The 26,386-nt window shown below is 59.0% G+C and carries 26 protein-coding genes; 12 read left to right on the top strand and 14 right to left on the bottom strand.

What is annotated here, in order from left to right; genetic code table 11:
- Window positions 1-133: 133 nt before the first annotated feature.
- From ETAA8_RS29245 to ETAA8_RS29230, 4 genes are all read right to left on the bottom strand, one after another.
- Complete coding sequence (locus tag ETAA8_RS29245; RefSeq protein WP_145097314.1) at window positions 134-1,567, bottom strand: DUF1501 domain-containing protein; 1,434 nt, start codon at window positions 1,565-1,567, stop codon at window positions 134-136.
- Between the two features lie 117 nt (window positions 1,568-1,684).
- Complete coding sequence (locus tag ETAA8_RS29240; protein WP_145097311.1) at window positions 1,685-1,891, bottom strand: hypothetical protein; 207 nt, start codon at window positions 1,889-1,891, stop codon at window positions 1,685-1,687.
- An 83-nt stretch (window positions 1,892-1,974) separates the two neighbouring features.
- A complete protein-coding gene (locus ETAA8_RS29235) occupies window positions 1,975-2,349 on the bottom strand; it encodes a rhodanese-like domain-containing protein (RefSeq protein ID WP_145097307.1) in 375 nt (124 codons plus the stop codon).
- Between the two features lie 688 nt (window positions 2,350-3,037).
- On the bottom strand, window positions 3,038-4,921 hold the full coding sequence (locus ETAA8_RS29230; protein ID WP_145097304.1) for an Nramp family divalent metal transporter: 1,884 nt from the start codon (window positions 4,919-4,921) through the stop codon (window positions 3,038-3,040).
- A gap of 204 nt (window positions 4,922-5,125) precedes the next feature.
- Here ETAA8_RS29230 and ETAA8_RS29225 point away from each other — a divergent pair, with 204 nt between their 5' ends.
- The 4 genes from ETAA8_RS29225 to ETAA8_RS29210 are packed head-to-tail and all read left to right on the top strand — an operon-like array spanning window position 5,126 to window position 7,054.
- Entirely contained in the window at window positions 5,126-5,395 is a 270-nt protein-coding gene (locus ETAA8_RS29225; protein ID WP_145097301.1) for a WXG100 family type VII secretion target, read from the top strand.
- A gap of 16 nt (window positions 5,396-5,411) precedes the next feature.
- Complete coding sequence (locus tag ETAA8_RS29220; protein ID WP_145097295.1) at window positions 5,412-5,972, top strand: hypothetical protein; 561 nt, start codon at window positions 5,412-5,414, stop codon at window positions 5,970-5,972.
- Complete coding sequence (locus tag ETAA8_RS29215) at window positions 5,969-6,208, top strand: hypothetical protein (protein ID WP_145097291.1); 240 nt, start codon at window positions 5,969-5,971, stop codon at window positions 6,206-6,208. The genes ETAA8_RS29220 and ETAA8_RS29215 overlap by 4 nt, the downstream gene beginning before the upstream one ends.
- 45 nt (window positions 6,209-6,253) lie before the next feature.
- Window positions 6,254-7,054, top strand: coding sequence for a YqjF family protein (locus ETAA8_RS29210; protein ID WP_238397604.1), 801 nt, complete (start codon window positions 6,254-6,256; stop codon window positions 7,052-7,054).
- Between the two features lie 77 nt (window positions 7,055-7,131).
- On the opposite strand, the gene ETAA8_RS29205 is transcribed toward ETAA8_RS29210, so the two are convergent.
- Window positions 7,132-7,545 carry a hypothetical protein gene (locus tag ETAA8_RS29205; protein WP_145097287.1) on the bottom strand — a complete coding sequence of 138 codons (414 nt, stop codon included), beginning with the start codon at window positions 7,543-7,545 and terminating at the stop codon, window positions 7,132-7,134.
- Here ETAA8_RS29205 and ETAA8_RS29200 point away from each other — a divergent pair.
- Window positions 7,544-7,951: a hypothetical protein gene (locus ETAA8_RS29200; protein WP_145097284.1), complete on the top strand. Its 408-nt coding sequence runs from the start codon at window positions 7,544-7,546 to the stop codon at window positions 7,949-7,951. The two genes, ETAA8_RS29205 and ETAA8_RS29200, sit on opposite strands and share 2 nt — an antisense overlap.
- 503 nt (window positions 7,952-8,454) lie before the next feature.
- Complete coding sequence (locus ETAA8_RS29195; RefSeq protein ID WP_145097281.1) at window positions 8,455-8,760, top strand: hypothetical protein; 306 nt, start codon at window positions 8,455-8,457, stop codon at window positions 8,758-8,760.
- Window positions 8,761-8,784: 24 nt separating this feature from the next.
- Here ETAA8_RS29195 and ETAA8_RS29190 read toward each other — a convergent pair whose 3' ends face one another.
- Window positions 8,785-9,363, bottom strand: coding sequence for a hypothetical protein (locus tag ETAA8_RS29190; protein ID WP_238397603.1), 579 nt, complete (start codon window positions 9,361-9,363; stop codon window positions 8,785-8,787).
- 125 nt (window positions 9,364-9,488) lie between these two features.
- Entirely contained in the window at window positions 9,489-11,969 is a 2,481-nt protein-coding gene (locus tag ETAA8_RS29185; protein ID WP_145086001.1) for a type II and III secretion system protein family protein, read from the bottom strand.
- A gap of 550 nt (window positions 11,970-12,519) precedes the next feature.
- Here ETAA8_RS29185 and ETAA8_RS29180 point away from each other — a divergent pair.
- The gene (locus ETAA8_RS29180; RefSeq protein WP_145097278.1) at window positions 12,520-14,100 is read left to right on the top strand and encodes a hypothetical protein; all 1,581 of its coding nucleotides are present in this window, start codon (window positions 12,520-12,522) and stop codon (window positions 14,098-14,100) included.
- Here the strand turns inward: ETAA8_RS29180 and ETAA8_RS29175 are convergent.
- The 6 genes from ETAA8_RS29175 to ETAA8_RS29150 form a co-directional block, all read right to left on the bottom strand.
- Window positions 14,035-14,814: an SDR family NAD(P)-dependent oxidoreductase gene (locus ETAA8_RS29175; protein ID WP_145097275.1), complete on the bottom strand. Its 780-nt coding sequence runs from the start codon at window positions 14,812-14,814 to the stop codon at window positions 14,035-14,037. The genes ETAA8_RS29180 and ETAA8_RS29175 overlap by 66 nt on opposite strands.
- 2 nt (window positions 14,815-14,816) lie before the next feature.
- Entirely contained in the window at window positions 14,817-16,172 is a 1,356-nt protein-coding gene (hflX, locus tag ETAA8_RS29170; protein WP_238397602.1) for a GTPase HflX, read from the bottom strand.
- Window positions 16,173-16,366: 194 nt separating this feature from the next.
- Window positions 16,367-16,951, bottom strand: coding sequence for a flavin reductase family protein (locus ETAA8_RS29165; protein WP_145097269.1), 585 nt, complete (start codon window positions 16,949-16,951; stop codon window positions 16,367-16,369).
- A gap of 238 nt (window positions 16,952-17,189) precedes the next feature.
- A complete protein-coding gene (locus ETAA8_RS29160) occupies window positions 17,190-18,047 on the bottom strand; it encodes an ABC transporter permease (protein ID WP_145097264.1) in 858 nt (285 codons plus the stop codon).
- Between the two features lie 109 nt (window positions 18,048-18,156).
- Complete coding sequence (locus ETAA8_RS29155; protein ID WP_145097261.1) at window positions 18,157-19,164, bottom strand: ABC transporter permease; 1,008 nt, start codon at window positions 19,162-19,164, stop codon at window positions 18,157-18,159.
- Window positions 19,161-20,771 carry an ABC transporter substrate-binding protein gene (locus tag ETAA8_RS29150; RefSeq protein ID WP_145097258.1) on the bottom strand — a complete coding sequence of 537 codons (1,611 nt, stop codon included), beginning with the start codon at window positions 20,769-20,771 and terminating at the stop codon, window positions 19,161-19,163. Before ETAA8_RS29150 ends, ETAA8_RS29155 begins: the two co-directional genes overlap by 4 nt.
- A gap of 407 nt (window positions 20,772-21,178) precedes the next feature.
- Here ETAA8_RS29150 and ETAA8_RS29145 point away from each other — a divergent pair, with 407 nt between their 5' ends.
- From ETAA8_RS29145 to ETAA8_RS29135, 3 genes are read left to right on the top strand one after another with little or no spacing between them, the layout of a single operon-like run.
- Entirely contained in the window at window positions 21,179-21,808 is a 630-nt protein-coding gene (locus ETAA8_RS29145; RefSeq protein WP_145097255.1) for a type IV pilus modification PilV family protein, read from the top strand.
- A gap of 58 nt (window positions 21,809-21,866) precedes the next feature.
- Window positions 21,867-22,661, top strand: a complete 795-nt coding sequence (locus ETAA8_RS29140; RefSeq protein WP_238397601.1) for a type IV pilus modification PilV family protein — start codon at window positions 21,867-21,869, stop codon at window positions 22,659-22,661.
- Between the two features lies 1 nt (window position 22,662).
- Window positions 22,663-24,201, top strand: a complete 1,539-nt coding sequence (locus tag ETAA8_RS29135) for a pilus assembly PilX N-terminal domain-containing protein (RefSeq protein WP_145097249.1) — start codon at window positions 22,663-22,665, stop codon at window positions 24,199-24,201.
- A gap of 6 nt (window positions 24,202-24,207) precedes the next feature.
- Here ETAA8_RS29135 and ETAA8_RS29130 read toward each other — a convergent pair whose 3' ends face one another.
- Window positions 24,208-24,588 carry a GlsB/YeaQ/YmgE family stress response membrane protein gene (locus tag ETAA8_RS29130; RefSeq protein WP_145097246.1) on the bottom strand — a complete coding sequence of 127 codons (381 nt, stop codon included), beginning with the start codon at window positions 24,586-24,588 and terminating at the stop codon, window positions 24,208-24,210.
- A 231-nt stretch (window positions 24,589-24,819) separates the two neighbouring features.
- On the opposite strand from ETAA8_RS29130, the gene def reads away from it, so the two are divergent.
- Complete coding sequence (def, locus tag ETAA8_RS29125; RefSeq protein WP_238397600.1) at window positions 24,820-25,398, top strand: peptide deformylase; 579 nt, start codon at window positions 24,820-24,822, stop codon at window positions 25,396-25,398.
- 17 nt (window positions 25,399-25,415) lie between these two features.
- On the top strand, window positions 25,416-26,372 hold the full coding sequence (fmt, locus tag ETAA8_RS29120; protein ID WP_145097243.1) for a methionyl-tRNA formyltransferase: 957 nt from the start codon (window positions 25,416-25,418) through the stop codon (window positions 26,370-26,372).
- The last annotated feature ends 14 nt before the right edge of the window (window positions 26,373-26,386 follow it).

Raw genomic sequence — 26,386 nt, 5'->3', positions numbered from 1 at the left:
TTTCAGGATATCTCGCGGCGAAATATGGTCAACCGCGGCACGGAGCGTTATCGCCCAGATAGACACGCTGAACTACGCGAAGTTCGCGGGCAAATCGTGCAGAGAAGGTCACACCCAAGAGCGGCGTTGTTCCCTACGAAAACAGCTCTTTGATCGGCTGGCCGTATGGGAGCAGGCGCATGGGGCGGCCGCTGTCGTTGAGATAGTGACGAGCGGTATCGATGCCCAGGTGATCGTAGATGGTGGCGAGGATATCGTGCGGCGGCTTGGGGTTGTCCTTGGGGAACGCACCCTTGCTGTCCGAAGAGCCGACGACGCGACCACCTTTCACTTTGCCACCAGCCAGCGCGGCGCTGAAGACATTCGGATAGTGATCGCGACCGGCGTTGTTGTTCACTCGCGGGGTACGACCAAATTCGCCCCAAGCAACGACCAGCGTCGTCTCGAGCAGACCGCGGTCGTGCAGGTCTTCGATGAGCGCGGTATAGGCCTGGTCCCAACGCGGGAGGAAACCGCGGCGGAGAGAGTCGAAGCCTTGGACGTGTGTATCCCACCAACGGAGATCGACAGTGACGAGTCGCACGCCCGCTTCGACGAGACGTCGCGCGAGAATCATCCGCTGGCTCCAAGCGGGAGCGCCACAGCGGGTCGGATCGCCCGGATCGAAGGCTGGCGCAAAGCCATACTTCTCGCGGAGGGCCATCGGCTCTTGATCGAGATCGAAGGCTTTTTGGGCTTCGGGGGCAAGGAGCATCTGCACCGCTTTTTGACTGAAGCGATCCATGCCATCCATTCGCCCGCTGGCATCGACATTCTTGCGCAGCCTGTCGAGACCGGTCAGTAATTGCCGGCGCGAGTCGAGGCGATCGACCGACAGTCCTTCGGCCAGTTCAAAGTTTTGCACTTTGAACGGCCCCGGCTGAGCAGGATCGGCACCCGTCTCGAACGGACGATTTGGAACCCCCAAGTACGCACTGCCTGTGCCGGGGACCATCTTGGGAATCATCACATAGGCGGGGAGCTTGGGATTCAGTGGGCCCAGTTGCTCGGAGACATACGAGCCGCAGCTGGGGTGAGAGTTTTCGTCTGGGCTGCGACCGGGGCCGTACCCGGTGAAGCACATCTGGTCGCCCGTGCTATGGCCAGCATCGCCATGATTCAAGCTGCGGACGATCGACCACTTGTCCATGATCTTCGCTGTCTTCGGCAGCATGTCGGTCAGTTGAATGCCGGGGACCGCCGAATTGATCGTACCGAACTCACCCCGAAATTCTTCGGGCGCAGCGGGCTTGGGATCCCACATGTCGATGTGGCTGGGGCCGCCACGCATCCAAAGGATGATGACGTTGTTTGCTTGCTTCGCGCGGGCCACGTGATTGCCCCGCTGCTCGGACGCAGCGGCATCACTGCGCAGCAAGTTGGCCAGCGACAGGCCCGCAGTCCCCAGCACACCCGCATGCACAAAGCCACGACGACTCACCCGAGTTTGATCGGTTTGGGCCTGCTTGCGCAATTCGGCGCAGGCACGGGGCAAACTGAGACGCTGGAGATCTTGAGGCGATAGCATCGGCGGGCTCGCGGAGGGGGCGAGGGATGGCAGGAAGCATCTAACCTCTTTTATATATCGAACTTGGCAGTCAATCGCAATCAAAAATAGCTGGAAAGTCGTCGCGAAAGTTGCGCGCTAACCTTGCTGCCGGCGGTTCACGGCCTCGATCAGTTCGGCAATAAGCAGCGCTGGCACCACAATCACGCCACCTACAGACAGGATCCAGCCGATCATCAGCGCGATGTTGAGAGGCCCCGCGGGCCGGATGATGGCGTGGAGCATCAAAAGAAAGGTGATCGACGCGAACCAAATCAAGATGCAAAGCGGATATTTGCTGGCCAACCAGTTGGTCGATGTTTGCGGGCCCGTGGAGGGTACATAGGAGGGCGATTCGTAGGGATTTAGGTCCATAAACCACCCGCGAATTACTTCGCCGTGCCTGGTTCAATCGGCAGGTTGGCCGCTTTCCAAGCTTTGAAGCCGCCAGCGAGAGACTGCACGTTGGTGTAGCCCATCTTTTGCAAGTTATCGACCGCGATTGCCGAACGATATCCACCGCCGCAGTAGCAGATGATGGGTGTCGCAGTGTCCGGCGCGGTGGGCTCGATTTTGAGTTCGATCACGCCCTTGCTCAAGTGGATCGAGCCGATGGCGTGTTCCTGGGCGAATTCCGATTCCTCGCGCGTATCGATCAAGAGCGCGCCGGTTTGCTGTTGCTTATAGGCATCGGCAGCAGAGATTTCCCGAATGCGGGTCTTGGCGTCTGCAGCTAACTTTTCGAAGCGAGGCGGATGAGGCACGACACAAACTCCTGCAAACGTAAACGAGGTTCCCAGCCTGACATTAGAGGAACGAACCAGGCGCGTGGCAACCGCACTGGCGAGGGGAAGTGGAATTCGCGAACTACTTGCCGAATAGAATTTTGGCTCGCTTTGTAGCTAGCCTGGGGAACCAGCCGGGGTTCGCCCCGCTCAAATTAGCACGAAATATCGCCGACAGTTACTTGACAAGTAATCACTAATTCAAAATAAAATAAGCGAGTGGATTGGCAAAGTGGTGGAAGCTATGCATGGCGTGGCGGGATGAGTCCGCGCGCGGGGCTGTTGCTGGACTTTGCTTGCGAAGTACCAATCGCGGCGAGTTGGCCGCGGAGGTTTATCAACAAAGAGGATGATTTCAGAGTTTGCAATTGAGGCGCAATTCGTTGCCGCGGAACGCCTTGCATGTGATGCACGCAAAAGGGGGGTGTTGATAAACCCCGGCGGCAATGTGGCGCAACCGGTTAGCCGAGCCGCTTGCGGCCGCGCTGGCGCGGATGAAATGTGAAAACAGTTGGCTAACAGTTCAACGTCCGCAAGCGGCCCGGTTAGGCAGCAATGAGCAAGCTGACAAAGACCGATAGATCAACTATTTGTTGGATATCAAGTGAGACTTTAGAACGCGAATTCAGGAACTTTCCGAAATGCGAGGTCGATTCAACCGCAATCCTTAGCTGATGTATCCGAACAGTTTCATCGACATCAGCAGACCGAGAGCGGCGAAGTAGAGGCCCGAGAGTACAAGGCCGATGCGCACGCCCCAATTGGGGCGCAACTGAGGTGGCAGCAGCGTGGTGTTAACCACCAGCGTGTGCCACGAGCTGAAGGCAAAGGCAAAGTTATAGAAGGTGGTCGACATCTCGAAGACTTTGCCCGGCTTGTCCATTGTCCAGAGAATGGTCAGGCCTAAGACTGCACAGCCGCAAAGGACGAAGAAGTAGACATATTTCACTGCCGTGCCGGGTAACTTGCGCAGTTGCGGACTCGCAGTCCAAAACACATCGACCCAGCGACGAACGAAACCATCGGTCGTGGTTGTGTGACTGGTAATCATCACCAGGAAGCCGCAGAAAAGAGTTGCACCCCAAAAGAATCGCCCCAAGTTCGGCCCCGATATCAACGACCGCAATGCGGGCATGTAGGCCAGCGTGCCAGGGGCGGGGTCTGTTACGCGGTCTTGCACGCCGCCGGCGGTCATGGCAGCACCGGTCCAACTGCTGGCTTCGGTGCCGCGGGGCAAGAACTCGACCGAAAGGATGCTGGGGAGGGAGACGCCGATCAGGCACGCGCCCATCCACACGAACAATTGGTCGCGCAAGATATGCCGATACCATCGCCGCCAGCGTGGTAGCGATTCTTCATCCACCACAAAGACGCACCCTTCGTGAGACAAACTGATGCCATGGCCACCGACGACGCTAGGAATCGCGCCGACTTTGCTACCCATGCCCCAGCCTTGATCGCGAGTGAAATTGCTGATTGGCGCGTTGGTCAAACCGCCGTTGCCGGCAATGGCGGCCAGGCTGCCGAGCGTGGCAATCAACGAGAGATTGAGCGTGGGGAAAGTGCCGTGATTCCAAAGATAGACGAAGACGTTCTCGGTGGCGTAGCCGTCGCGCTTGCCGTCACCATCCTGATCGCGAAAACGAATCTCGTTACCTTCCGCGTCCTTCTCCCACGCATCGGGATTGCCATCGCCATTCGTATCAATCGTTGGTGGCAAACCTTCGTTCACATCGAGCCGTCCGTCGCGATCGAAGTCTTCGCCCGGATCCAGAATACCGTTGCCATTCAGATCTTCACCACGCAGTACCGGAACGGTGCCAATCTGAAACAGCCCCGAGAAGATTTCGCCCCAAGTTGCCGGGCGGGAAAAGAAGATGCCCAGGAAGAGCAAAAACGTGATTACGGCGACCAGCTTGAAGCTCATGACCACCTTGAGCGAGTTATAAATCTTGCCGCCGAAAATGAGTGGAATCAGAACGAGCAGATAGAGACCGGTGGCCACGAACTTATGGACCCACCAGTCGCGCGGGATGTTATCGGGGTCGGGAAGTCGCTGAAGAAAAATGGCTTCGAGCGGGATGGCTGCGTTCACGGCCAGATAGGGGGCGATCGAGCCCCAGTCGAGCATGAAATAGATCAGCACCCAAAACATGGGGTGCGGTGGAATGCGGAACTTGCCACTGAAGATGGGCTCGCCGCAATAGAGGGCGTAGCGGCTGATTTCGATGTTATAGATGACCTGAAACAAAATGCTGACGGTGCCGATCCACAGGAGGGCGCCGCCATATTTGGCCGTCACTGCAGGGCCCGCGAGCCATTCACCACCACCAATGGCTGCTGCACCCATGACGAGGCCGGGGCCGATCATCGCGAGTGCATTTTTCCATTGAAACAGTGGCGCATCGGTGAGTTCTCCGACGCTCCAGCGCGGCATAGCGTGCGACCCGGGCCACGGGGCTAGTTCAGCGTCGGCTTTCTTGTCGGGACTCATCGGCACTAGCTCAAACAGCGGTTGGGAGGGGAACAAGATCGAGAGGTTGCCCATCATCGGCTGCAGCCTGCGGCGGGTCAACCTAAAGGACGTGGAAAATGAGCTGCGCCGGCGAATCTGACCGCTGGGCTATATGGCGAATATGACAAACTGACTTGGAGATCGTCCCGGCAAGGAATGTCGTGCCCCGAGTGCGTACAATGAAGAGAAGTCTTCACGCCCGCGCTGGCGTTCATTTCATTCAGTCGAAGGTAGCGAGCCATGCCCCAAGCTGTTGTCGATCCTGAAGAGCTCCGGCAATTCGCCCAGAGCTTGAAGAAATTCAATTCTCAGCTGCGCGATCGCTCGGCGGCGCTCGGCAATCAATTGGCGACGCTGAGTGCCAGCTGGCGCGACCAGGAGCATAAGAAGTTCTCGGAGGAGTTCGAGCAGAATATGAAAGTGCTGCTGCGCTTCACCGAGACGGCCGACGCCTATGTGCCGTACCTGCTGCGGAAGGCGGAGCACATCGAAGACTACATGCGGTCCTAGTTTGAAGGTACTGGTCATGGCCAAATCAGCACACATCACTTCCACCGAAGCGGTCACGGCGCTCCGTTCGGCGCTGTTGCAGTTTGCCGAAGATGCCTCGCATGGGGTGACGTCGCTCTCGATGGAAGCTCGCCGCGCGATCGATTGGGTCGAGCAAGACCGTACGTTCTATTGGCCGCGCGAGATGCGCAAAGCCTCGGATCGACTGGCTGAAGCGCGACTGGAATTACAGCGCTGCGAACTGACAATCAGCGGCGAAGATCGGCGAGCCTGTTACCAAGAGAAGAAGTTGCTGGAGAAGGCCAAGCGGCGGCTTGAACTTACCGAACAGCGGATGGCGGCGGTCAAACGCTGGAAGTTTGAGATTCGCAAGGCGGTCGAAGACTTTGACGTTCAACTGGCCAAGCTGCTGCGGTATTTAGAGAACGACGTCCCTGTTGCCGGTGCGGAGCTGCAACGAATGGCTGCCGCCCTGGATGCCTATACACAGACGTTTCGTCAGCCCGCCGACGATCGTTCCGCTTCGAGTCGAACCAGTGAATCTGCCGAAATTCCAGCACCAGAAGGAAACCAATGAGAATCTGTGACTTGAATTCGGGCATGGGGCAAATCAGCCAGGGCTATGCCAAGCTTAAAGAGCGGATGGTCGAGACTAGCGAAGTTTGGACCGACGATGCTTACCGGCAATTCGATCAACAGCGACTGAACGAGATTCCGTCGCGGCTGCAACAGTTGGCTGCTGCAGTGAACCGGTTGACCGAGATTCTGATTGAAGCCGAGCGAGAATGCGGCGAACCTTCTGAACGCAGTTAACTGGGTCGTCCAGCGGCGGTTAAGCCGGCAGGGGGGAAGTAGCTTGTGAGCCAGCCTGTAGAAAACGACTGTTTGACTCCGGTGAGGATCACCCGCATTGCGCCCAGCAAGCGAGTGTTTCTCACTGCTCGTTGGCAGGCTTTGGCGATGATCAACTTCGCCGTCGATCCCACCTTGCTTCAGCCACTGGTGCCCCAAGGAACCGAGCTCGACTTCTTTGGCGGCGTGGCTTATGTCAGCGTGGTTGGATTTCTCTTTCGCCAGACGAAGTTATTGGGCTGCACGGTGCCGTGGCATGTCAATTTTGAAGAGGTGAACCTGCGGTTCTATGTAAAACGCTCGGTTGGCCACGAACTGCGACGAGGTGTCTGCTTTGTCCGCGAACTTGTGCCCCGCCGCTCGATCGCAACAGTTGCTCGCTGGTGTTACAACGAGCCGTACGTCTCGCTTGCCATGCGGAGCGAAGTTGACTTGCCTGCGATCACAGCCGATGACGCGACAAGTTCCCAGCACAGCGTCAGTTACGGTTGGAAATCATCGGCCGGTTGGCTGGGGCTTCAGGTGAAAACACAGGGGCCGAAGCAACTTCCGGCCGCTGGTACGTTGGAAGAGTTCATTGCCGAACATTATTGGGGCTACTGTCGACAGCGCGACGGTGGAACCGTGGAGTACGAAGTGGAACATCCTTCATGGAATGTTTGGCAAGCAGAACAGCTTCCCTGGCTCGGTGATGTGCCACACTTTTATGGCCATCCTTGGACTGAGGCTCTCCGCAGCCCTGCCAGCAGTGCCTTCCTCGCTGAAGGGTCCGCAGTGAAGGTCTATCAGCCATTGCGAATTGCCTAGCTTCAAGAAACGAAAACATCCCAGCTGAGAACCTCAACTGAGATGCAATCGTTTTGGAGTCGAGCTGACCGAATCGCTTAGCGACGGAGTGGATTCACCGGAATCGAATTGTCGTAGTGACTCGCGGTGCTGTGCTTCGCTGGACTGTACTTCACAGGGCTCGTCGCGACAGTGCTAATGGGGAGCAGTTGCGGCGGAGCTGGTGGTTCGTCATCGCCAATGGTGAGCGAGACCGTTTCGACTTCTACGGCCGCAGCCACCTTCACTGCCGAGTAGTCAGCAGCCTGCACTGCCGGCGTGGGTGACGGCTTGGCAACTGGCTTGCCGGTAGCAATGCGAATCGGCTTGGCCTTGATGTGGACGGGTGGCGCGACGGCGTAGGGATCAAGATTCGCGGGCATGCGAGGCGAGGCAGGGGCCATAACATCTGGCGTCGCGCTGTTCTTCTTCCAGTACGGCTTGTAATAGGTGTCGCGGCCCGGAGGCGGCATGTTGTCGTCTTTGAACGGATTGTCTGGCATCGGAGTCGGCGGAGCCATCATCTCGGTGGGAACGCCGGTCGAACAGCCGATGTCTCCGCAGGTGCTGCAGCAAGACGGTTTGCGGCAGGCGAAGAAGTGTGCCCGAGTCTTTGTGCAACACGAGGTGCACGATGACGCGGTTGGGCAACTTGCGGTGCAACTGCTGCACGATGAACCGCAGGCAGCTTTGGAACGGCAGCCCAGATTGCATGGAATCAAGCAATCGAGCGAGCGAAGTCCACGTCGCAGCTTCTCGAGCAAGCACGGCCGCGGGCAGCAGTTGCCGATTGGCGGAGCAGGCATCGGTGTGCTACAGCCGGGTGCACAAGTGGTGCACGATGGTGCCGGCGACGAGCATGTGCTGCAACCGCCGTGAGCGAATTTCCCAAACCCGGCTGGGCGAATGATTGAACGACTGGGCGTGGACGATTGAGCCACGGCCAGCAACGGAATCATCCCCATGATTCCGAGTGCGATCCAAAGCGATTTCATGTTCCCCTCCCTGACAAGTTTCCGGGACTGGTCTCGTCTTGCCGCTTGCACCGTTGCCAGCTGCCTGGGCAAGAAAGTCCCGGTAAATCTATTGCGACTCTTACAACACATCGAACCGGCGAAACCGGCATAGCGAGAACTTTTAGATCGTCCGCTACATCCACGCCTACCGACAAACTGGCCCCGAACTTCGCAGCTTATCGAGTCGGCCTTTGAAAGAACGACTTGGCGGGATTTGGCCGCCGCTAGCGTTCTCTAACGGGATAGGCATCCCGCTGTTCATGAGGGGCTCGAATGTCAGAATTCATCTTGCTGTCAGACTGTGAATCGAATACTTAACCCAAGCATGGAATTGGGATGGTTTCGCACCCCGTAGAGATCACGCTTATGCACCGTCGAAGTTGGCTGGCCTCGATTGTTGCGCTGGTGGCAATGTCATTGGGCGTGTCGTTCGCGTCGGCACAACAGCCGATCACACTGGCCGACCGCTTGAATGCTGGGCTGAAGTGCCGGCGGCCCGAAGAGTTCGCTTTCGTCGAAGCGGTAGTCCTGCTAGTCGATCAAAAGAAGCTAACGACCGAGTTGGTCCTGGGAACCTACCGTTGGGCCGCCGAACAACGGCCCGATTTTCCCTTCTACTATTTTCAGTACGGGCTGCGCCGTCGCGCGGCAGCAATCGGCGTGACGGTCTAGACTAGCGTTGCCCGCTGCTCGTACTTACCTGTACATACCGCCGGTGCCGCCGAAGCGTCGTCCTGCTCCGCCGCCGAAGCCGCCGGAGAGGATGCCGCTGTAGTAGGAGTCCTCGGCTTCGATGGCGGTGAAGCCTTCGGCGAAGGCATTGGCGACGACGACTCGTTCGTCGGCGTTGGTGATGCCCATGCGGTTCAAGTGCATGACGATGGTCCTGCGGCGTGCTTCGTCGAGTTGTGGCCGGGCATTGTGCCGGCTTTCTTCGACGACGATTGGGAACGGCACGTGTTCCAATCGCAGGGCCACGCTCTCGAGGTGCTTCTTCGCGCCGGGGCCGAGTTCGGCGGTATCACCGCGGAACTCCTGATCGTAGAACGTGAAGTCAGCCGCCTCGGCATTCGTCTGCTGGGTTTCCCAGAACGAGTCGGTGGACTGCCCAATCGGGAAGGGACGATCGAAGGCCGGTCCATGCGGCGGGGCGCCATAGGCCTTGCCGAAATGCCCGCCGCGATGCGAGCTGGCCTGGCGGTCGAATTCGTCCCAGCAGCAGCCGCTGAAGGCTGCCGCACCGAGGATCGTCAGGAAGAGTATGGTGTGTTTCATGGCGGGTCACTCTGCGGGTTGAGTGTTGCGTGTGAGTTGAGTGGTGCTGCTGGTCTGTAGACAAGGTGACAAGGTGACAAGGTGACAAGTGTGTCCTTGTCACCCACTCACCCCCTCCTTGTCTCTTATTGCCCATGTCCGAACGGTCCGCTGGTCATGGCGGGTCCGCCGGCACCGTAGCGTTTCTTCAGGCGTGGCCAGACGGTGCTGCGATAATCCTGGGTCGGATTACCTTCCAGGTCGCCATGCAGGAAGAACTGGGCACTGGTGGGCTCGGTGATATCGAAGCCAGGCAGTGGCGGCACTTCTTCGGGTTCCATCGCCTGCACCAGTTCGGGTGTGACGAGGATCAGCAGTTCCGTTTCGTTGCGGGCGATGTCGCGATTGCCGAAGATCTTCGCCAGGAAGGGAAGATCGCCGACCGTGTTGCCGGTCATGTTGTCTTCGAGCAAGCCGGCGATGGCCAGCGTCTGACCTTCCCGCATTTCGACGGTCGTGGTCGCGGCTCGCACCTTAAGCCCCGGCGTGTTGTTCACGGTCAACTGGCTGTTGATCTGGCTGAACTCGGGCGAGACTTGCAAGCGAATGCGGTCCTTATCGACCACCGTCGGCATGAAGCTGATGATCGCACCGAAGGCGCGGAAGTCGGTCGTCACCGCGTTGAGGCCGGCCGAACCGACGAGGGTCGGCACAGCGAACTCACCACCGGCGATGAAGGTGGCGGGTGTACCACTCATCGTGACGAGCGTTGGTTCGCTGAGCAGGCGGAGCACGCCCCGCGATTGCAGGTAGCGAACGCCGATTTGAATGTCGTCGCCGTCGAGTTGTGTGAGCAGCGCTGGTCCCGCTCCGCCGACGACGTTGAGCATCGACTGCAGAAAGAGTTGGCTCCCATCGGGATTGTCGGTGAAGTTGATGTTCCCTCGCACGCCGACGCCGATGCCGCGGGCCGCGGAACGGTTCATTTCGGCGATCTTCACCCGCAGGGCCACCTGCTGCACGCCAGGGACGCGGAGCATGTTGATGACTTGCAACCGCGAGCGCTGCGAACTGCCGGTAGCACTATCGCTGAGGACTTGGGCAGCTGCCCCTTCGCTCAGACCGCCACCGAAGCCGCCGCCAAAGCCCGCACCATTGCCGCCGCCGCTCGACTGGCTGCGAACGAGGGCGACGATTTGAGCCGCCTCTTCGCTGTCTTTGGCCTGGCCGCGAATGATCAGCTTGTCGGCGACGAGCAGGAGTTGAATCTTGCTGTCGGGGAACATCTCGTTGATGACGTCCTGCAGCATCTTGTAGGTGTCTTCGGTCTGTTTCACTTGCGCCACGTCGGGCACGACCTTAATCAGGTACGTCACGGGCTGCATGGCCGGGTCGTCGAACCAGAAGGTGATGTGGGTCGAGCCCTGGCTCTTGCCGATCAGCGAGACTTCGCGAGGTGTGAACTGGACGATGTCGCAGATCGAGTCGTCGACGACTGCCGTGCGGTAGATGTCGACCTTGGTGCGAAGGAGTTTGCTGCGGCGGACCATGACCTGAACGGCACCGGTTTCATCAATGACTTCGAACGGGCTGTTGGCGCGCCGCATCGCATCTTCCTGGGGCGCGACGGGGTCAGCCATCGGGGCCAGGTTGAGTGGCCGGGGTGCGGGTGGCACCGGCGCGGGCTGAGCGAAGTTCACAGGCTGCGGAGCCCGCGGCACAGGCAACTCGATGGTCTGCGAATCGGCCGGTTGGTTGAACGTTGGCTGGTTGAAGGGCCGGGCCGCGTCGTTGGTCGGAGCCAGCGGGAAGCGCTGGCTCGGTGCCAGGTTGGCCGTGGTATTTTGAATAGGCGCTGCGTTGATCGGCGCTTCGGGCTGCAGTGCCAGCGGTTGGCGCGAGACGGGCTCGAGCGGCGGTGGCTGCGGAATCGACAGCTGCGGAATCGCTAACTGCGATTGGGGCAGCGGCGCTGGTGCGAAGGGCGAAGCAGCGGACTGGATTGGCTCGACCGGAGCGCGATCGAACTGAGCGGTCCGCGCTTGTTCGGCGCCGTCGATGCCACTGGCCGGCTTGATCTGGCTGCCGGGTCGGGGCAACTCACTGGCCGAGAGAATCGGCGCTGGGTTGTTGGTTGTGGGACTGGTCGCAGCCGCATTGCTCGGCGTTGGTGTTGGCCTCTTCACGCCGGGCGTGGTCTCGACCAGTTGGCGGATGTCTTGCATCCAAGGACTGGCCGAACTGGGCGCACCGGCGGGAAACGCGAGGGGCGCTGCCGTCGTTGCAGGTGCTGCCACGATGGGCGCTAAGGTGTTCGTGGCCGGCGTCTGCCGGGGTACCGGCGGCAACAGCGCGGGCGTTTGAGCGGGGCGCACCGGTCGCGGCACGTTCGAGCCGGCGAGAATCGGCGGCAATCCCGGTTGGCTCTCGCCTGGTGGGAGTTCGCTGGGCGCGGCTTCGATGGCCACACGCTGCAGCGGTTTGGTGCTGCGCTGCGCTAAGGTGCCCGGCTGCTGTCCGAACAGCACGTGTCCGGTCAGGAAGCTGGCCGTGCAGAGCGAAGCCGCCAGCCAGCGTTGCCACCGACGAGCGCTCCGCGCACGACGTTTACGTGACGATCCAAGCATCGCCTTCCCCCTCTAAATGTTCTGAGCGGCGTGCCTCCCAAAATTTGGGTCCCCGGCCAGCGCTCAGCTGTCGTCCTTGACTACGTTGCAGGTTGCTCTCGGGCACTGCCAGGAACGATGCTCTTGCGAGTCTCACTCCCCACCCGCCAGCCGTTTCCAATCACCGGCCAGCTTCTGCCCAGCTGTCGACTCTCGTTGTCCTCATTCGAACTGCCAACTTCCGGCGCATTCCCCGCGCCCTCCGCTCGCAGACCAATCCCTGCCTCATTCCTATCGAACCCCCCAACCAATCCAATTGAGAAATTGTGCCGGTAATTCACACAACAACGCTTGTGCGGGTCGACCCGATTAGCGCGTCTGCGACGAAAACACAGGGACAAAACCCTGGCCTGTGAGTGAAAAGTTATGAACAATCGTTATAGTCGGCGCGAAGCGCAACGCTGATTTGGTCGATACCTCTATTACCGGCCATTCCGATTGGCTAATTCTGGTCGGCGACTGCCAGCACTTTCGCGGGGTTCAATCCATGCGGCATTATCGACTGCTATCAATGCGTCACTGGCACCTGTGCATCGCCTTCGGTGGACTTGCTCTCGCGCCGCTCGTTACTCCTTTCCAGCTAGGTAACGCGGAGGAACGCGTTTATCGAAGCGTCGCGGACTTGCGGCCACGAATGTGGGATGAATTGCATCAATCGCGGTACACCGAACGATGGACGCATCGCGGCGTGGAGTTGTTCAATGACCATATGAACATTGTGTGCGGCACGAATCTTCAAGACGCGCGGCGGGCTGCGGCCGAGGCCACGCGGGCTTGGAAGGATGCAGGCGACCTGGCCGATCAGTTCACTAAGGTCCATCGCGAGCGCAGCTTCGGCATTGGCGTGTTGCAAATTGTGATCGACAAAGAACCGCTTCGCGATCGCGATGCGCCTTTGACCACGCTGAATGTGGTCGGCCTGAAAAGTCAGATCACACTGCACGTCACACCCGGTGGTCCAACGTTGGACCAGCAGGCCGAGCGGCTGCGCGAAGCAACGGTGCTCGCATTTCTGCGCACGACCGAACTCGATGTGCAGTATCCCGACTGGGTCGCTGAGGGAATTGCCGGCTATTTAGCTCAACGTGGCGAATCGGAGGACGCTCTCGCACGGGTGGCTCCCAAGCCTACAACCGCAAACATCGGCGGTCAGCAGTGGCGGGCGATCCGCGAGAAGCCGGACGTGCTCACACCCGCAGCAGACGTTCGGGCTGAATCAATCGCGCGGATCAAGTTTCTGCTCGAAGGAGAAGACAGTTCACACGCGCCAGCCTTCTTCGCTATGTTGCGCGCTTCCGCCCAGGATGTCGCCCGACGTCGTCCCGGCGAAGGCCTGGTGAAAACGAGTCAGGGTGAAGTTCAGCCTTCGTTTGCCGGCGATGAGGGGAATCGCCTGTTTGCACAACTAGAACCGCAATTTGTGAGTTGGCAACGAGAGCCGCTTGCTGGTCAGCCCATCTATCGTCCGGCCAGCAATATCAGCCCGGAAATGGAGATGCTCCAACGTGAGATGATTCTGGCGTTGAAGTTGTTACAGCGGCAGACCGTGCCCGAGCAGGTTTCGGTCAATACAAAAGTCGTCGTCTTTAAGCAAGACGAAGCTCCTGTTGCAAAAGCCGATAGCGGAAAGCAGTTAGCGATTGCCGATCCGCAGCGTGCATTTGACGAGTTCGTCAACGGCGACCAGCAGCCGTGGGCGACTCGCGATATCGACGGAAGTTTGCTCCTTTCCAGCAACTTGCCGCGGCTTGCGCAGTTGTTCGGTGAAGATGGCCGACGCTTTCATCGCATTCGCCAGAACGATCACTGGGTGCTGGCGATCAAGTTGGGGAAAGGCAGAACATTGACTGCCTGGCTCGAAGAAAGCGACGAGACGCCCTTGCGCCCAGAAGCCAGGTTTGCCATCGTCGATCCCAGCAAACCAGCCGCCAATATGCCCGCACCGCCTCCTGCTGCGCAGCCTCAAGCTGAACTCGGTGCGCCCGTAGTTGCTCCGCAACCACAGCAAGCAACCGCAAGAGCGAACTCAGCCCCACCAGGCGACCAGCCGGTCGGCCAATGGCGGGCAAAGGCGATCGAGCCAAACAAGTAGACGGCCGCCAGTCGACAGAATCACTTCGTGCCGTCCTGCGCGCAAGGCGCGAATCGCTGCACTGGCAACATAGGCCGCCGAACGTGCACCAAAGCGACCATGTGGCTTCTGTAAGTCTCCTTCGACCTTGTCGAAGAACTCGGTCGCAGTAGTGCTCGGACTAACGAGCAGCACGTCGATCTTATCTTTCGCCAGTTCAGCGCGGAGGGCATCGCTGAAGCCGTGCAAAGCAAACTTGCTCGCACAGTACTCCGTTTTTTGCGGTACGCCACGATGTGCGAGTACGGAGCTGACGTTCACAATGATGGGCTGCGTACCGCGGCGCAGCAGCGGCAGTGCGAGCCGGGTGAGTTCGACCGGAGCGAAAAAGTTCACTTCCATCACGCGACGCAGGCGAGCTTCGTCGGCAGTTGAAAAGGGACCGATGGCTCCGCTGCCGGCATTATTAATTAGCACATCGAGCCCGCCCCAGCGCTGCTGGCATTCGGCAATTGCACGCTGGCGATCAGCAGGGTTCGTTACATCAGCAACGAGATAAGTAAACTGCTCGGGCCGCTGAATGGTGTCTGCCAATTGTTGCAAGCGATCGGCGCGGCGCGCAACCGCAATTATATCGGCACCCTGTTCGATAAGTTGAATCGCCAACTCGCGGCCGATGCCACTAGAGGCACCGGTTAGCAAAATATGCAGGCCCGTCAGCTTGCGCCTCGCCATAACTAGGCGACTTCTTCGATGGCATCGTCACCGGCGATGAGGCCGAGAAACTCCGTCGTTTCGGCAGGCACCAGATTCTGATGTGGCTGAATCGTCACACCTTCCTGGCGAATGCCACCCAAGTGACGCTGCGGCAAGCGGCAGTGAATAATCACCCGGTCGTCTTCGGTATACGATCGCTCCAGGATTTCTCCATGTGCGGCCAAAAAGGCGAACAGGCGACCATCGCTGGCCGAGGCCTCGATATCGAGATCGGCGAACGAGCGACTGAGTGCTTCGCTTACCGCGTGCTGCAAGTTTCGCAAGCCTTCACCACTCGACGCGCTAATCGAAACCGCGTTGGGATAGCGGGCAAAGATGCGGGCCAGATCGCTCCGGTCATGGACGCGGTCAATCTTGTTCAAAACCAGGACCGTATCTTTCTCTTCGATGTGCAATTCCTGCAGTACCTTGTAGACGGCCGAGATCTGGTCGAAGACTTCGGGGTTCGAAGCATCGGCCACGTGCAGCAACAGGTCCGCTTGCCGGGCCTCTTCGAGCGTCGCCTTAAAGCTGTGGACGAGTCCGTGCGGCAGATCACGAATAAAGCCGACGGTGTCGCTGAGTAGCACCGGGCCCCAGTTGTCGAGCTGCCAGCGTCGCGTGCGGGTATCCAGCGTGGCGAACAACTTGTCCGCGGCCAGCACACCTGCGCCGGTCAGCGTGTTCATCAGCGTGCTCTTGCCGGCATTCGTGTAGCCCACCAGCGAGACGGTCAACCGGTCGTGGCGCGAAGCAACGAGCCGTTCTTTCCGGCGCTCGATGCCGCCCAGTTCTTCGCGCAGGTCGTGAATTCGCTTTTCGACCAATCGGCGGTCCACTTCCAATTGCTTTTCACCCGGACCACGCATGCCGATGCCCGCCTTGATGCGCGACAAGTGCGTCCACATCCGCTTCAGGCGAGGCAAAGAGTACTCAAGCTGTGCGAGTTCCACCGCCAGGCGCGATTCCGAACTGCGGGCGTTCGTAGCGAAGATATCGAGAATCAACTCTGTGCGGTCAAGCACTTTGATACCGAGCGCCTGCTCCAGGTTACGGATCTGCGCCGGGTTCAAATCGTTATCGAAGATCGCCACATCGGCATCAAGGTTTGCCGCGAGCGCCTTCAATTCGCCGACTTTACCGCGGCCAAGATAAGTGGTCATGTCGGGCGTTTCACGCCGCTGCGTCATTTCGCCGACGATCTTCGCGCCAGCCGTTTCTGCCAGCCCGGTCAATTCCGCCAAGGGCTGCTCGTTCAGAGATTCGGATTGAAGAACGACACGGACGAGAATGGCCTTCTCGCGTGCCACGCCGGAAGCGCGGTCGAGACTTTGCACTGAGTTAGTTCCTCCTGAGATTTTTGGAAGCCAAGCCATCACCGCTCATCATCAGCGGCGCTGGCCAGCTACAAAACGGCAGGTGAATTCGCTGTTGCTTGTATCAGCAAAGCGCGTGCCTGCCAACGTTGCTCTTGCCTATCAAACTCTACCGCTTGGCCTCACTACGGGCCAGTTATAACGCGCGGATTTATTCATAATTCGGTCGGTTGCTGTCGCCACAACCGGGCGGCAGCACGCAGTGCGAGCGCATCACTGGCCCGCAGTTCCTTCAGGTGTATTCGCTCGGTAGCGGTCAGTCCTTGAAAGAAAGCCTGTTCGCGCAGCGCCGGACCAGCTGCGTTTTCTCCGGCCGCAATCACATCGGCCCAGAAAAATTCGCGGTCCCCTGTACTCTGCTGGCGGAAGACTTTTCCCACAAACCAAGCGCGACACTCGGTCAAAATAAGCGCTCCCGATTCGTGCGGCGACAGCTGCACGCCGGCCAGCTTGTCTTGCTGGCGACCACTGTGAGCGGCCAGGGCATAGGCTAGTTGAAGTTGCTCATGGGTCATCAGGTGGGCGGCAAACAGACCGCGCTGCTGTACGAGTTCGGTGGTGTAATTACGTGGCGAGAGACCGGCGAGTAAAACCGGTCGCTCGGGGTCGAGCGAGACCTGCGAAACCCAAGTGGCCGTTAGCCCTGATCGCTGCCCGTTGTGCGCGGCAGTAATCAGCCAGATTTCGCGATCGACTATTCGAAGGAGCGAATCAATCTGTTCAAGGTTCGGGGGCTGCATGTCAAAATCTCGAAACAGGCGTTTAAGAAGTTATTGCTTATTGGCTGGAAAACTTACGTCGACCACCGCGGCAAATCGCATCCGTTGAAATCATCCTATTCGTTGATTTTCGAGGTGGAATTTCAACACCAACCCCCTGTATTTCTCGAGAGATATGAGCCCTGGTGTTGAAAAACTCCGGTCATTAATCAACACCCCCCTTTTGCCATTTGCACAGTTCGTGGCGACGTAACTCACTTTATCCACTCCGCGGATCAAGCGCATCGCGCAGCCCATCTCCCAGCGAATTGAAGCCAAGGACCGAGAGCGAAATCGCCAGCCCGGGAGCCAGGGCATACCATAAGTTGCGGCTCCAATAGTCTTTGGCCTGCGACAGCATCGCGCCCCATTCGGCAGCTGTCATGTCGCCGCCGAGACCGAGAAACGAGAGGCCGGCAACTTCGAGAATGGCCGTCCCCACACTCAAACTGGCAAGCACGGTGAGCGGCCCGACCAGGGACGGAAACAACACTCGCGTCAAAAGTTGCCAGGTGCTCATTCCCATGGCGCGACTCGCCGTGACATAGTCGAGATTGGCCATCGAAAGCACCGTCGCCCGAGATTGCCGCGCAAAGACCGGAACGTTGATGAGTGCCACAGCAACAATCACGGTCGTCCAGCCGGGCTGAAAGGCGGCAGAGCATAGCAGGGCAATCAGAATGCTGGGAAAGGCCAGGGCCACGTCGATGGCGCGCATCACGAGGGCATCGGTCCGTCCTCCCAAGAATCCCGCGAGAGCGCCCAATGGCGCGCCAATGCCTAAAGCCAGGGCGATCGAAGAGAGCCCGGCAAAGAGCGACAGTCGCGAACCATGCAGAACGCGCGTGAGGACATCTTTGCGCAGCGCATCGGTTCCGAGCAGATGTTGCAGCGATGGCGGCGCAGCAATGACTTCGCTCGTAGCATTCAGGTCATAGGGCGAGATCCAATCGGCGGCCAGTGCCACAACCATCAGCAGCGTAACGACTCCCGCACCAAACAGAGCCGCGCGGCTGCGGGCAAAGCGTTGCCAGGCGCGAGCGGCGGGTGAGTCGGGTGGTGGTGGAGGGTGAGACATAGCGTAGGCTTGGGGGTCGGTAGTCTTTAGCGAGCAATGATCCACTCAATAGCAAAAGCACTATTCGCCAAAGACTCCCGATCCCTGCGTGGTACTGAGTGAAAATACGTTACTCGCCGAGTCTGATGCGCGGATCGAGCCAAACGAAAACCAAATCGAGTAACAGGTTCATGGTGACGAACAGGATGCAGATCACGATCGCGCCCGCTTGCACGGCGACGTAGTCTTTGTCCCCGAGGACGGCGCTGGCAATGTAAGTTCCCATGCCGGGCCAATCGAAAACAGTTTCGGTGAGCACTGCGCCAGAGAGGAGGAGTCCGACTTGCAAACCGGCGATGTTTACAACAGGGACAGCGGCATTCGGCAGGGCGTGTCGCCAGACACTGCGCCACAAGCTACAGCCTTTGGCGCGGGCGGTGCGCAGGTAGTCAGCCGCAAGGACATCGAGCATCGCAGCGCGGGTGATGCGGGCAATGATGGCCGCGGGAATTGTGGCCAGAGCCATGGCTGGGAGAATTAAGTGCTGCACGGCAGCTAGCCAAAGTTCGGGGCGGCCGCGCAGCAGCGTATCGATCAAAAACAGTCCAGTGAGCGGTTCAAAATCGAACACGTCCGCCGGCAAACGCTGCGAAGTGGGGAGCCCTGAGAAAATCAGTCGCAAACAGATGCCGAGAAAAAAGACCGGCACACTAACGCCGACGAGTGAACCCGCCGTGCAGAGCCAATCGGGCCAGCGATTGCGCCAGACCGCTGCGGCGACTCCCGCAGTGATGCCCAGCGGAAAGGCGATCAGGCAAGCGGCCATGGTTAGTTCCACGGTCGCGGGAATTCGCTGCAGCAGTTCGCGGTTCACACTCACGTGACTGCGGGCCAGGGAGTTCCCCAGGTCGCCAGTCTTCAACACCTGCCAAAAGAACTGACCCAGCTGAATGTAAATGGGCTGGTCCCAGCCATACTGCGCCCGCAATTGCTCGATCTGTTTCAGGTCGGGATGTTGACCAAACCGCGCGAGGAGTGGATTGCCGGGGAGCAGACGGACAGCGATGAAGACGAGCGAAACTGCCACCACAACAGTGACGATGGCGTGCAGCAAGCGCCAACCGAGGTAGCGAATCACGGTGAGGCCCCGGGCTTCGTTTCCGGCTGCTCGCTCGTGAGTTTCGCCTTCCCTAAGCGAATCAATCCGGTGGGATGCAAGTTGAAACCCGTCAGGCGCGGAGCGTGTACCGCGCGCAGTTGCGTGTGGGCCAGGGGGACGACGGGCAATTCGCGCAGGGCGATCGCCTGCGCCTCGTGGTAGAGGGGCAACCGCTTGGCAAGATTCATTTCGACTTGCCCAGCCAGCAGCAGTTCATGAAACTTCGGATCGCGAAAGCGGCTGAGGTTGTTGCCGTTTTCGCTGATGTTGTCGGGATCGAGCAGTTGATAGAGAAAGTTGTCCGGGTCGCTGTTGTCACTGCTCCAGCCGGCGAGGCCCAACTCATGCCGTCCGGCCATCAAGTGCGCGAAGTGTTCGTTCACATCGCGGCCGGTGACGGTGACTTCGATCCCAATCTCGCGCAGCGAATCCTTCAGGAATCCCGCCATCGATGTGGGCTGCGGCAAGTAAGGACGAGCCTGGCTCATCACCGACAGATTCAGTTGAATGGGAAGCGTGAAGTTCCCTTCCTTTGCCGCTTCTTGCATTAGCTCTTTCGCTTTGGCAACATCGAACGGGTGATCGACGAGGCTCGGATCGTGCCCCCACATGCCGGGCGGAACCATGCTGACGGCGGGCTCGGCGTGACCATCGAAGCCGATCTTCATCAGCGTGGGTTTGTCGATTGCCAAGGCAATCGCTTGTCTCACTTTCAACTGATTGAGCGGTGGTTTGTCCATTTGCATGGTCAAGTACGAAACATTCATCCCCGTCTGTTCGAGTAGCACCAGCGGGGTCTTTTTCACCGCGTCGTAATCTTGCGGCGCGAGGCTATCGACCAGTTGCACTTCGCCGCGCATGAGTCGTTGAATGCGCGTGGTGTTGTCCTTCACCGGCACGATGATCAAGTTCTTGATCGCTGGAGCGCCGCGCCAATGCTTGTCGAAGCTTTGCAGCACCAGCTGTTGATCGCGATTCCATTTCACCACTCGAAACGGGCCGGTTCCCACAGGTGCATCAGCAAACTCTTTACCCTTTGCCTTAAGTGCCGTGGGCGAAACGATGCTCGCTGGGAACATCGCCAGGTTCGTCAGAAAAATCGCGCTAGGACTCTTCAGTTGAAACACGACTGTTCGCGCATCAGGCGTATCGATCTTTTCAATCATGGCATAGGCCGATTGATAGGGCCGGGCTTGATCGAACAGCAGCGGATGCTCCTTGGCGGTCAATCGCTCGAAGGTAGTTTTCACTGCAGCTGAATCAAACTGGGTGCCGTCGTGAAAGATCACATCATCGCGCAGCGTGAAGGTCCAAGTCTTGCCGTCGTCGCTGATGTTCCACCTTTCGGCCAGCGACGGGACGAGCTCGGCCCGCAGGTCATCGTAGGTGACGAGTGTATCGAAGACGTTGGTGATGACGTGCACCGATTCGGCGATGTCGGTATTGGCCGGATCGAGCGTCTTGGGATCGCTGGCCTGCGCGTAGATGAGTGTTTCGTTCGATGGGGCAGAGCGGCTGCAGCCGCTAGTTGTTAACAGCACAAGAACTGGCAGCAGCCAGAGAAGCAAAGCAAGACGATGCAGCACAGGGAGACTCGCAGCATGAGGGAAGCGGCGCGAACGCTGGTGATTCTAGTGCCACTGCCCGCAGCCTTCCAGGCGAGTTAACTCGGGGCGGGCTTCACGCGGCGTCAGCTGGAGCGCTTTCCGGCCGATGCGTGAGGAGCACTTTGGGGGCTGGCAGTCGATACAACCGCTACAGGTGGGCCGAAATCGGGGCAGTGAGGGAGCTTGCCACTTCCAGATTTGACAGCGTTCCCATTTGACCTAGGGTTTGGTGCAACCGCGCCTCGGGGAGGGGCGTTGGTTCTGGGCACGGCGGGGATAGCTTGGAGCTAGAGGGGACCCCGCCGTGCTTTTTATTTTCCCGTGGCGACTTACTCGCCGATTCTTGCACACCTCAGAGACGGGGAACGAGCGGAGGAGCGAACGACATGTCTGCACTCCAACTCGGGTCGCCTGGCCCTCGCTCACATCGTCTAGGCTGGCAACGCTCTGGATTCTCACTCGTTGAAGCTCTCGTCGCCTTGACGATTACCACGCTCGCTGGCAGCGTGATGCTGCTGGCGATTGAAAGCTGCTTGAGTTCCACCGGCGATGCCGTCGACCGCATGATTGCGGACGGCATGGCGAACCAGCTGCTGAACGAAATGGCGTTGAAGCGGTTCATGGCGGTGGGTGACACCCCGCTGTCGATCAGCGGGCCGTCTGCGTATGAAACTTCCGGCAGTGGCCGCGAGCGCTACAACGATCTCGACGACTACAAGAATTTTTCTGTCAAACCAGCCGAGGGAATCTGGGGCGAAGCACTCGGGACCGGCAACGACAGCGGGAGTTTGCGCAACAGCAATTTTCGTGTTCCCAGCAGCTATTTCACCAATTGGCGACAGAAGGTCGAGATCTACTTTGTCAGTGCCACCGATCATTCGGTGCGCTTGACCGGTTCGAGCACCAGCTACTATCGCGCGTTCGAAGTGACAATCGAATACGTCCATGTCGACGGCCGGGTCATTCTTTTAGCCAAGCGGAGACGCGTCTATGCGTACTTGCCTCCGCCCAGCTAAGGCTTCGTGGCATCGGCCTCCAGCCTGTGGACTCTTGGGAAGGAACATGACAGGCAGGATGCCTATCCCACGGAAGGGATCGCCACGCCGCGGTCTATCGTTGCCAGAGTTATTGGCTTCGATGACGATTCTAATTCTTATCGCAGGTTCGCTCGGCAGCGTGGCGACGGCCGTTCGCTCGTCGAATTCCTACTGCAGCGGGCAAACGCAGGCGGCCCAGCATGCGCGCGTAACGCTGTCGCGCATCGAGCGCAATCTATCGACCTGTACTGCCAACGAGCAGTTCCCGGGTTGTCGTGTGTTTGCCACAACCGTCAGCGGCTCGGCCTTTCCCGATACGCTCGTTGTCTGGAAGCCTCTCGCCACCGCCATGGCTCCGACTGGTTTGCCCCGAGTGAATGAACTGTTGCTGTACACCTACAATCCATCCGCTCCGAATGAACTGCTTGAGATTCGCGACACTACGAATACGGCGACGGCACCAGCTGCCACTTCAACTACTGCTTGGAACACGCTGGTCACACAGTTGAAAACGAGCAACACAGCAACTCGCACGGTCATCACCACGCGACTGCATACGGCCCTGCCAGCTGTCGGCCAAAGCACGCGCGGGGCGCTTCGCTTTCTCATCTTGGCTGGACCTCCCGATGCGCAGTGGACGGCCTATCGCGCGGGAACGACCGCGTGGGACGATCTCGAGTGGCCCCTCGACCGCTACGGCAGTACGACCGGCACGCGCGCGATCGCCTGTCAAATTGAATTGCAAGTTGATGCCAGCGATGGCGTCACGACGAGTGGGCATGTGTTGCCATTCTTCGGCAGTGGCTCCTATAGCTTTCAGGTGAGCCGCTAACATGTGCCGAAACCAAAAAGCTAAGCGAGTCGTGGGCCGTCGCGCGGGAATTGCCGTGATCGTGGTGCTGGGATTGCTCACGGTCACCTTAGCACTGTCGTATGCCTTGCTGCGTACCCAGGCGACTGCCAGCCTGATTGCTCGCAATGGAACACGGCAATTGGATGCCAGGTTGGCCGCCGAGGCGGGGCTCGCAACCGCGCTGCGCAAGATGCACGAAGATGCCTGGCCCGGCGTGACCAGTCAGTTGTCGGCGAACGTCGATGCCAACACTAGCTACCTGGTGGAATACGCGACCGGCGATCCGGAGCTAACTTCCACCGACTCGCAATACGCTGAGTATCCGTTTCGCGTCACCATTACGTCGACCGGCACTGCCACCGACCCGCAGCAGCCCACGTTGCAAACGACTTATCGGCTGCAAGCCGTGGTGCAATTGGTGCGGCGGGCTTTACGCAACAGCAATCCGTCGAGTTGGAACTCGTATCTGAGTCCCACCGTCTATCAATGGAGTACGAGCGACGCCCACCTCAATTTTCCTATGCGAATCGAGGGAACGACGACGTTTCTCGGCCGTCTCCGATTGTGCACGAACTATCCGGCAACGCTTGCCACCCGCGATCGGTACTTATCCGACCTGAATCAATTGCGGCTCACAACGGGTGCGGATAATCGACCGCTTGGCGGCAATGTTACGCTGGGTACTACTTCTCAACTTGCCGATGTCGTGAACAGTGTGACGAGCAGCTTGGGACTTGGTGTGACCAACTCATCGGCGAGCACTGCCGCGCCCTTAACTCGTCCGGGCACGGTTTCGTCGTATCAGCTTTATCCGGGCGGGAAGAATTACACGATCACTTCGCTCAATGCGACATACGGCAGCAGCCCGAGCAATCTCACGCTCTCTGCCGATCCGGTGACGAATCCGCTGGGTGTGTTTCGCTCCGAAGGGCAACTCACCTTGGGCAGTAACGTGTCGCTAACGGGTACGCTCTTAGCTGGCGATTCATCGGCAGAAGTGCGCATTTCGGGTTCGAACGTGAATCTTGTCGGCCGTAACTTGCCAGGGCTCGAAGGGAACAGCACGAACTATCAATTGCCGACGATTCTGGCCGGTGATGATCTGCATCTCTTAGGGACTAGCAGCGCCACGATTCGTGGGCTGGCAATTGTCTGGGATGACTTTGAATTGACGTATGCAGGCGAAGATCAAACGCTGGATTTCACCGGTCGCCTGCTGACGAATAAGTTCTTGGGGCGCGGTCGAGATAACTGGGATCTGAGCGATACCTGGTGGGATATTGAGCGGCTCAGTTTTCAGTTTCAGTATCGCGAACCGCCGCTCGCCTCGACCGTGACGAGTTTTCCCGAGTGGATGCGTCTGCGATATGGCTTCGATTACCGCTCGCCCAAATTGCGACTGCGTCCCAACACCGACGGTGTACAGTATCGCTGGCAAGATTGGTCGCAAAGCATCTATGTCAAAGCTGCGGGCGATACCGGCCTGAAGTGGAATCTCATTCGCGTCAAGCCGCTCTAAGTGGCATTAATCGTCTTCATAGACGACTGCCGCGCGGCGGCGAGGAGCAATGCGCGCCGGGCGTCGCTTGATCGGCCCTTCGCCTTCGACAAACCAATAGCCCCCTAGCAGTTTGTAGAAGAACAGGATGATAAAGGCACCACCGGTGGCCACACAGAATCCGATCGGGCTGATCGGCGTGACACGCGTCCCTTGTACGAAGGCGAGAATGCCGCAGCCGATAACCGTGCCGCCAATTCCCATTGCCAGCGTGGCGACAGCACCGCCCGGATCTTTACCCGGCATGATCGCCTTGGCCAGCAGCCCGACGATGGTACCGAAGCCGATCCAGGTCAAAAACGTGTTCGCGAATTGCTGGGCCGTTTCGAGAAATTGAGCGTTATCCATGGCAGCCTTCCCTGGTTGCACATTACCGTACCAGTCATTGATATCGGCTGGTTCAGTCAGGAACTTGGGAGCGACCCTGCGGGAGGGTGAAGCTGCGGAAGTTAGTGGAGCGAGGAAGGCTTCAAGTTGACGAGTTCAAACTCCAAACTTCCGCCTCTCCTCCTCCCGTATTCCGCCCCAATTTCCTATAATCATGGTTTACTTGCTCGCCAGCACTGCCAGGACCCAGTCGTGCAGATCATCGCGTACCCCCATCCCACCCTCCGGCACGTCTCGAAGCCGATTCGCCGCGTCGATGCTGAACTCAAGCAGATGATTCGCGAGATGTTCGCCCTCATGTACGAGGCCAAGGGAATTGGACTGGCCGCGAACCAGGTGAATCTGCCGCTTCGACTGTTCGTGATGAACCTTGAATCCGATCCCGAGAAGGGGCGCGAATTGGTTTTCATCAACCCGGTGATCAGTGCGCCCAAGGGATCGGCCGAGGCCGAAGAGGGCTGCCTGAGTTTGCCGGGCTTGTACGGTCCGGTTGTTCGACCGAAGACCGTGCGAATCACTGCGTATGGGCTCGATGGCAAAGAAATCGACATTGCCGCGACCGATCTATTGGCTCGCTGCGTGCAGCACGAAGTCGACCATCTCGACGGGGTACTATTCACCGACCGCATGAGTGCCGGCGCAAAAGCCGATGCCCTGGAAGAGCTGCTGGAATTCGAAATGCTCTTCAACAGTCAGCGGTCGACCGGCAACATTCGCAGCGACGAAGTGCTCGCGGCGGAACGAGCTGAGTGGGAACAGAAATACTGCTGAGCGGAAAGAAGACCTCCATGCGTTTGCTCATGATGGGAACCGGCCCGTTTGCCGTCCCCACGTTCCGCGCGCTGCTCGATTCGCCGCACGAAGTCCTGGCACTTGTCACTCGCCCCACGCCGCAGGCCAAAGGGCGTGAGAAGGCCAGCTTGAACCCCATGCGCGATCTGGCCGAAGAGCGCGGGCTGACGATCTATGCACCGGACAGCATCAATACGGATGAGGCGAAAGCTCAGCTGAGCGAGTGGAATGCCGACTTGTTTGTGGTTTGCGATTACGGGCAAATCCTCTCGCGCTCGGCCCTTGGCTTAGCCCCGCTGGGGGGCATTAATTTGCACGCCTCGCTATTGCCAAAATTTCGCGGCGCTGCGCCGATTAATTGGGCGATTCTGGCCGGTGAAGAAGAGACGGGAATCACGGTCATTCACATGACGCCCCGGCTCGATGGCGGACCTTGCCTGGTCGTCTGCCGCACTCCCATCGGCAGCGAAGAGACCGCACCGGAACTCGAGAAACGACTGAGCGAGATGGGTGTCGGGGCGGTACTCAACTCCATCGACCAATTGGCGAAGTGGGATCGCTTCTCACCAATCGGCAGTCGTCAACCAGCCGAGTTGATCACCAAGGCACCTCGACTTGCCAAAACCGATGGTCAAATCGATTGGACGAAGTCCGCGGCGTTCATTCAGCGGCAAGTGCGGGCGCTCAAGCCGTGGCCAACCACCTATACTCATTGGCTCCGAGCGGCGGGCGAACCGCTGCGCGTAATTATCGACCGGGTAACTATCCTGACTGAACCAGCTGGTGCTGAAGCGGGGACTGTCGTCAGCAGCGACGGCCAACAACTGGTGATCGCTACCGGCGAGGGGCGTCTCGCGATCGATGCCCTGCAACCTGCGGGTAAACGAGTGCTGCAAATCAGCGAGTTTCTGCGTGGCTATCCGGTAAAGCCCGGCGACCGTTTTGGCGCTTAGCCTTCTCTGATTGC

Origin of the sequence: Anatilimnocola aggregata (assembly GCF_007747655.1) — a bacterium.
Lineage (GTDB): Bacteria > Planctomycetota > Planctomycetia > Pirellulales > Pirellulaceae > Anatilimnocola > Anatilimnocola aggregata.
This window is presented reverse-complemented; position numbering and strand designations above follow the sequence as displayed.

Coding starts and splice junctions, on each gene's coding strand:
- ETAA8_RS29215 (WP_145097291.1), top strand. CDS start 5,969: ATGAGAATCTGTGACTTGAATTCGGGCATGGGGCAAATCAGCCAGGGC.
- ETAA8_RS29140 (WP_238397601.1), top strand. CDS start 21,867: ATGCCTATCCCACGGAAGGGATCGCCACGCCGCGGTCTATCGTTGCCA.
- ETAA8_RS29245 (WP_145097314.1), bottom strand. CDS start 1,567: ATGCTATCGCCTCAAGATCTCCAGCGTCTCAGTTTGCCCCGTGCCTGC.
- ETAA8_RS29130 (WP_145097246.1), bottom strand. CDS start 24,588: ATGGATAACGCTCAATTTCTCGAAACGGCCCAGCAATTCGCGAACACG.
- ETAA8_RS29230 (WP_145097304.1), bottom strand. CDS start 4,921: ATGATGGGCAACCTCTCGATCTTGTTCCCCTCCCAACCGCTGTTTGAG.
- fmt (WP_145097243.1), top strand. CDS start 25,416: ATGCGTTTGCTCATGATGGGAACCGGCCCGTTTGCCGTCCCCACGTTC.
- ETAA8_RS29135 (WP_145097249.1), top strand. CDS start 22,663: ATGTGCCGAAACCAAAAAGCTAAGCGAGTCGTGGGCCGTCGCGCGGGA.
- ETAA8_RS29205 (WP_145097287.1), bottom strand. CDS start 7,545: ATGCCGCCTCCGGGCCGCGACACCTATTACAAGCCGTACTGGAAGAAG.
- ETAA8_RS29145 (WP_145097255.1), top strand. CDS start 21,179: ATGTCTGCACTCCAACTCGGGTCGCCTGGCCCTCGCTCACATCGTCTA.
- ETAA8_RS29185 (WP_145086001.1), bottom strand. CDS start 11,969: ATGCTTGGATCGTCACGTAAACGTCGTGCGCGGAGCGCTCGTCGGTGG.
- ETAA8_RS29175 (WP_145097275.1), bottom strand. CDS start 14,814: ATGGCGAGGCGCAAGCTGACGGGCCTGCATATTTTGCTAACCGGTGCC.
- ETAA8_RS29190 (WP_238397603.1), bottom strand. CDS start 9,363: ATGAAACACACCATACTCTTCCTGACGATCCTCGGTGCGGCAGCCTTC.
- ETAA8_RS29165 (WP_145097269.1), bottom strand. CDS start 16,951: ATGCAGCCCCCGAACCTTGAACAGATTGATTCGCTCCTTCGAATAGTC.
- ETAA8_RS29225 (WP_145097301.1), top strand. CDS start 5,126: ATGCCCCAAGCTGTTGTCGATCCTGAAGAGCTCCGGCAATTCGCCCAG.
- ETAA8_RS29180 (WP_145097278.1), top strand. CDS start 12,520: ATGCGTCACTGGCACCTGTGCATCGCCTTCGGTGGACTTGCTCTCGCG.
- ETAA8_RS29200 (WP_145097284.1), top strand. CDS start 7,544: ATGTTGTCGTCTTTGAACGGATTGTCTGGCATCGGAGTCGGCGGAGCC.
- ETAA8_RS29220 (WP_145097295.1), top strand. CDS start 5,412: ATGGCCAAATCAGCACACATCACTTCCACCGAAGCGGTCACGGCGCTC.
- ETAA8_RS29160 (WP_145097264.1), bottom strand. CDS start 18,047: ATGTCTCACCCTCCACCACCACCCGACTCACCCGCCGCTCGCGCCTGG.
- ETAA8_RS29195 (WP_145097281.1), top strand. CDS start 8,455: ATGCACCGTCGAAGTTGGCTGGCCTCGATTGTTGCGCTGGTGGCAATG.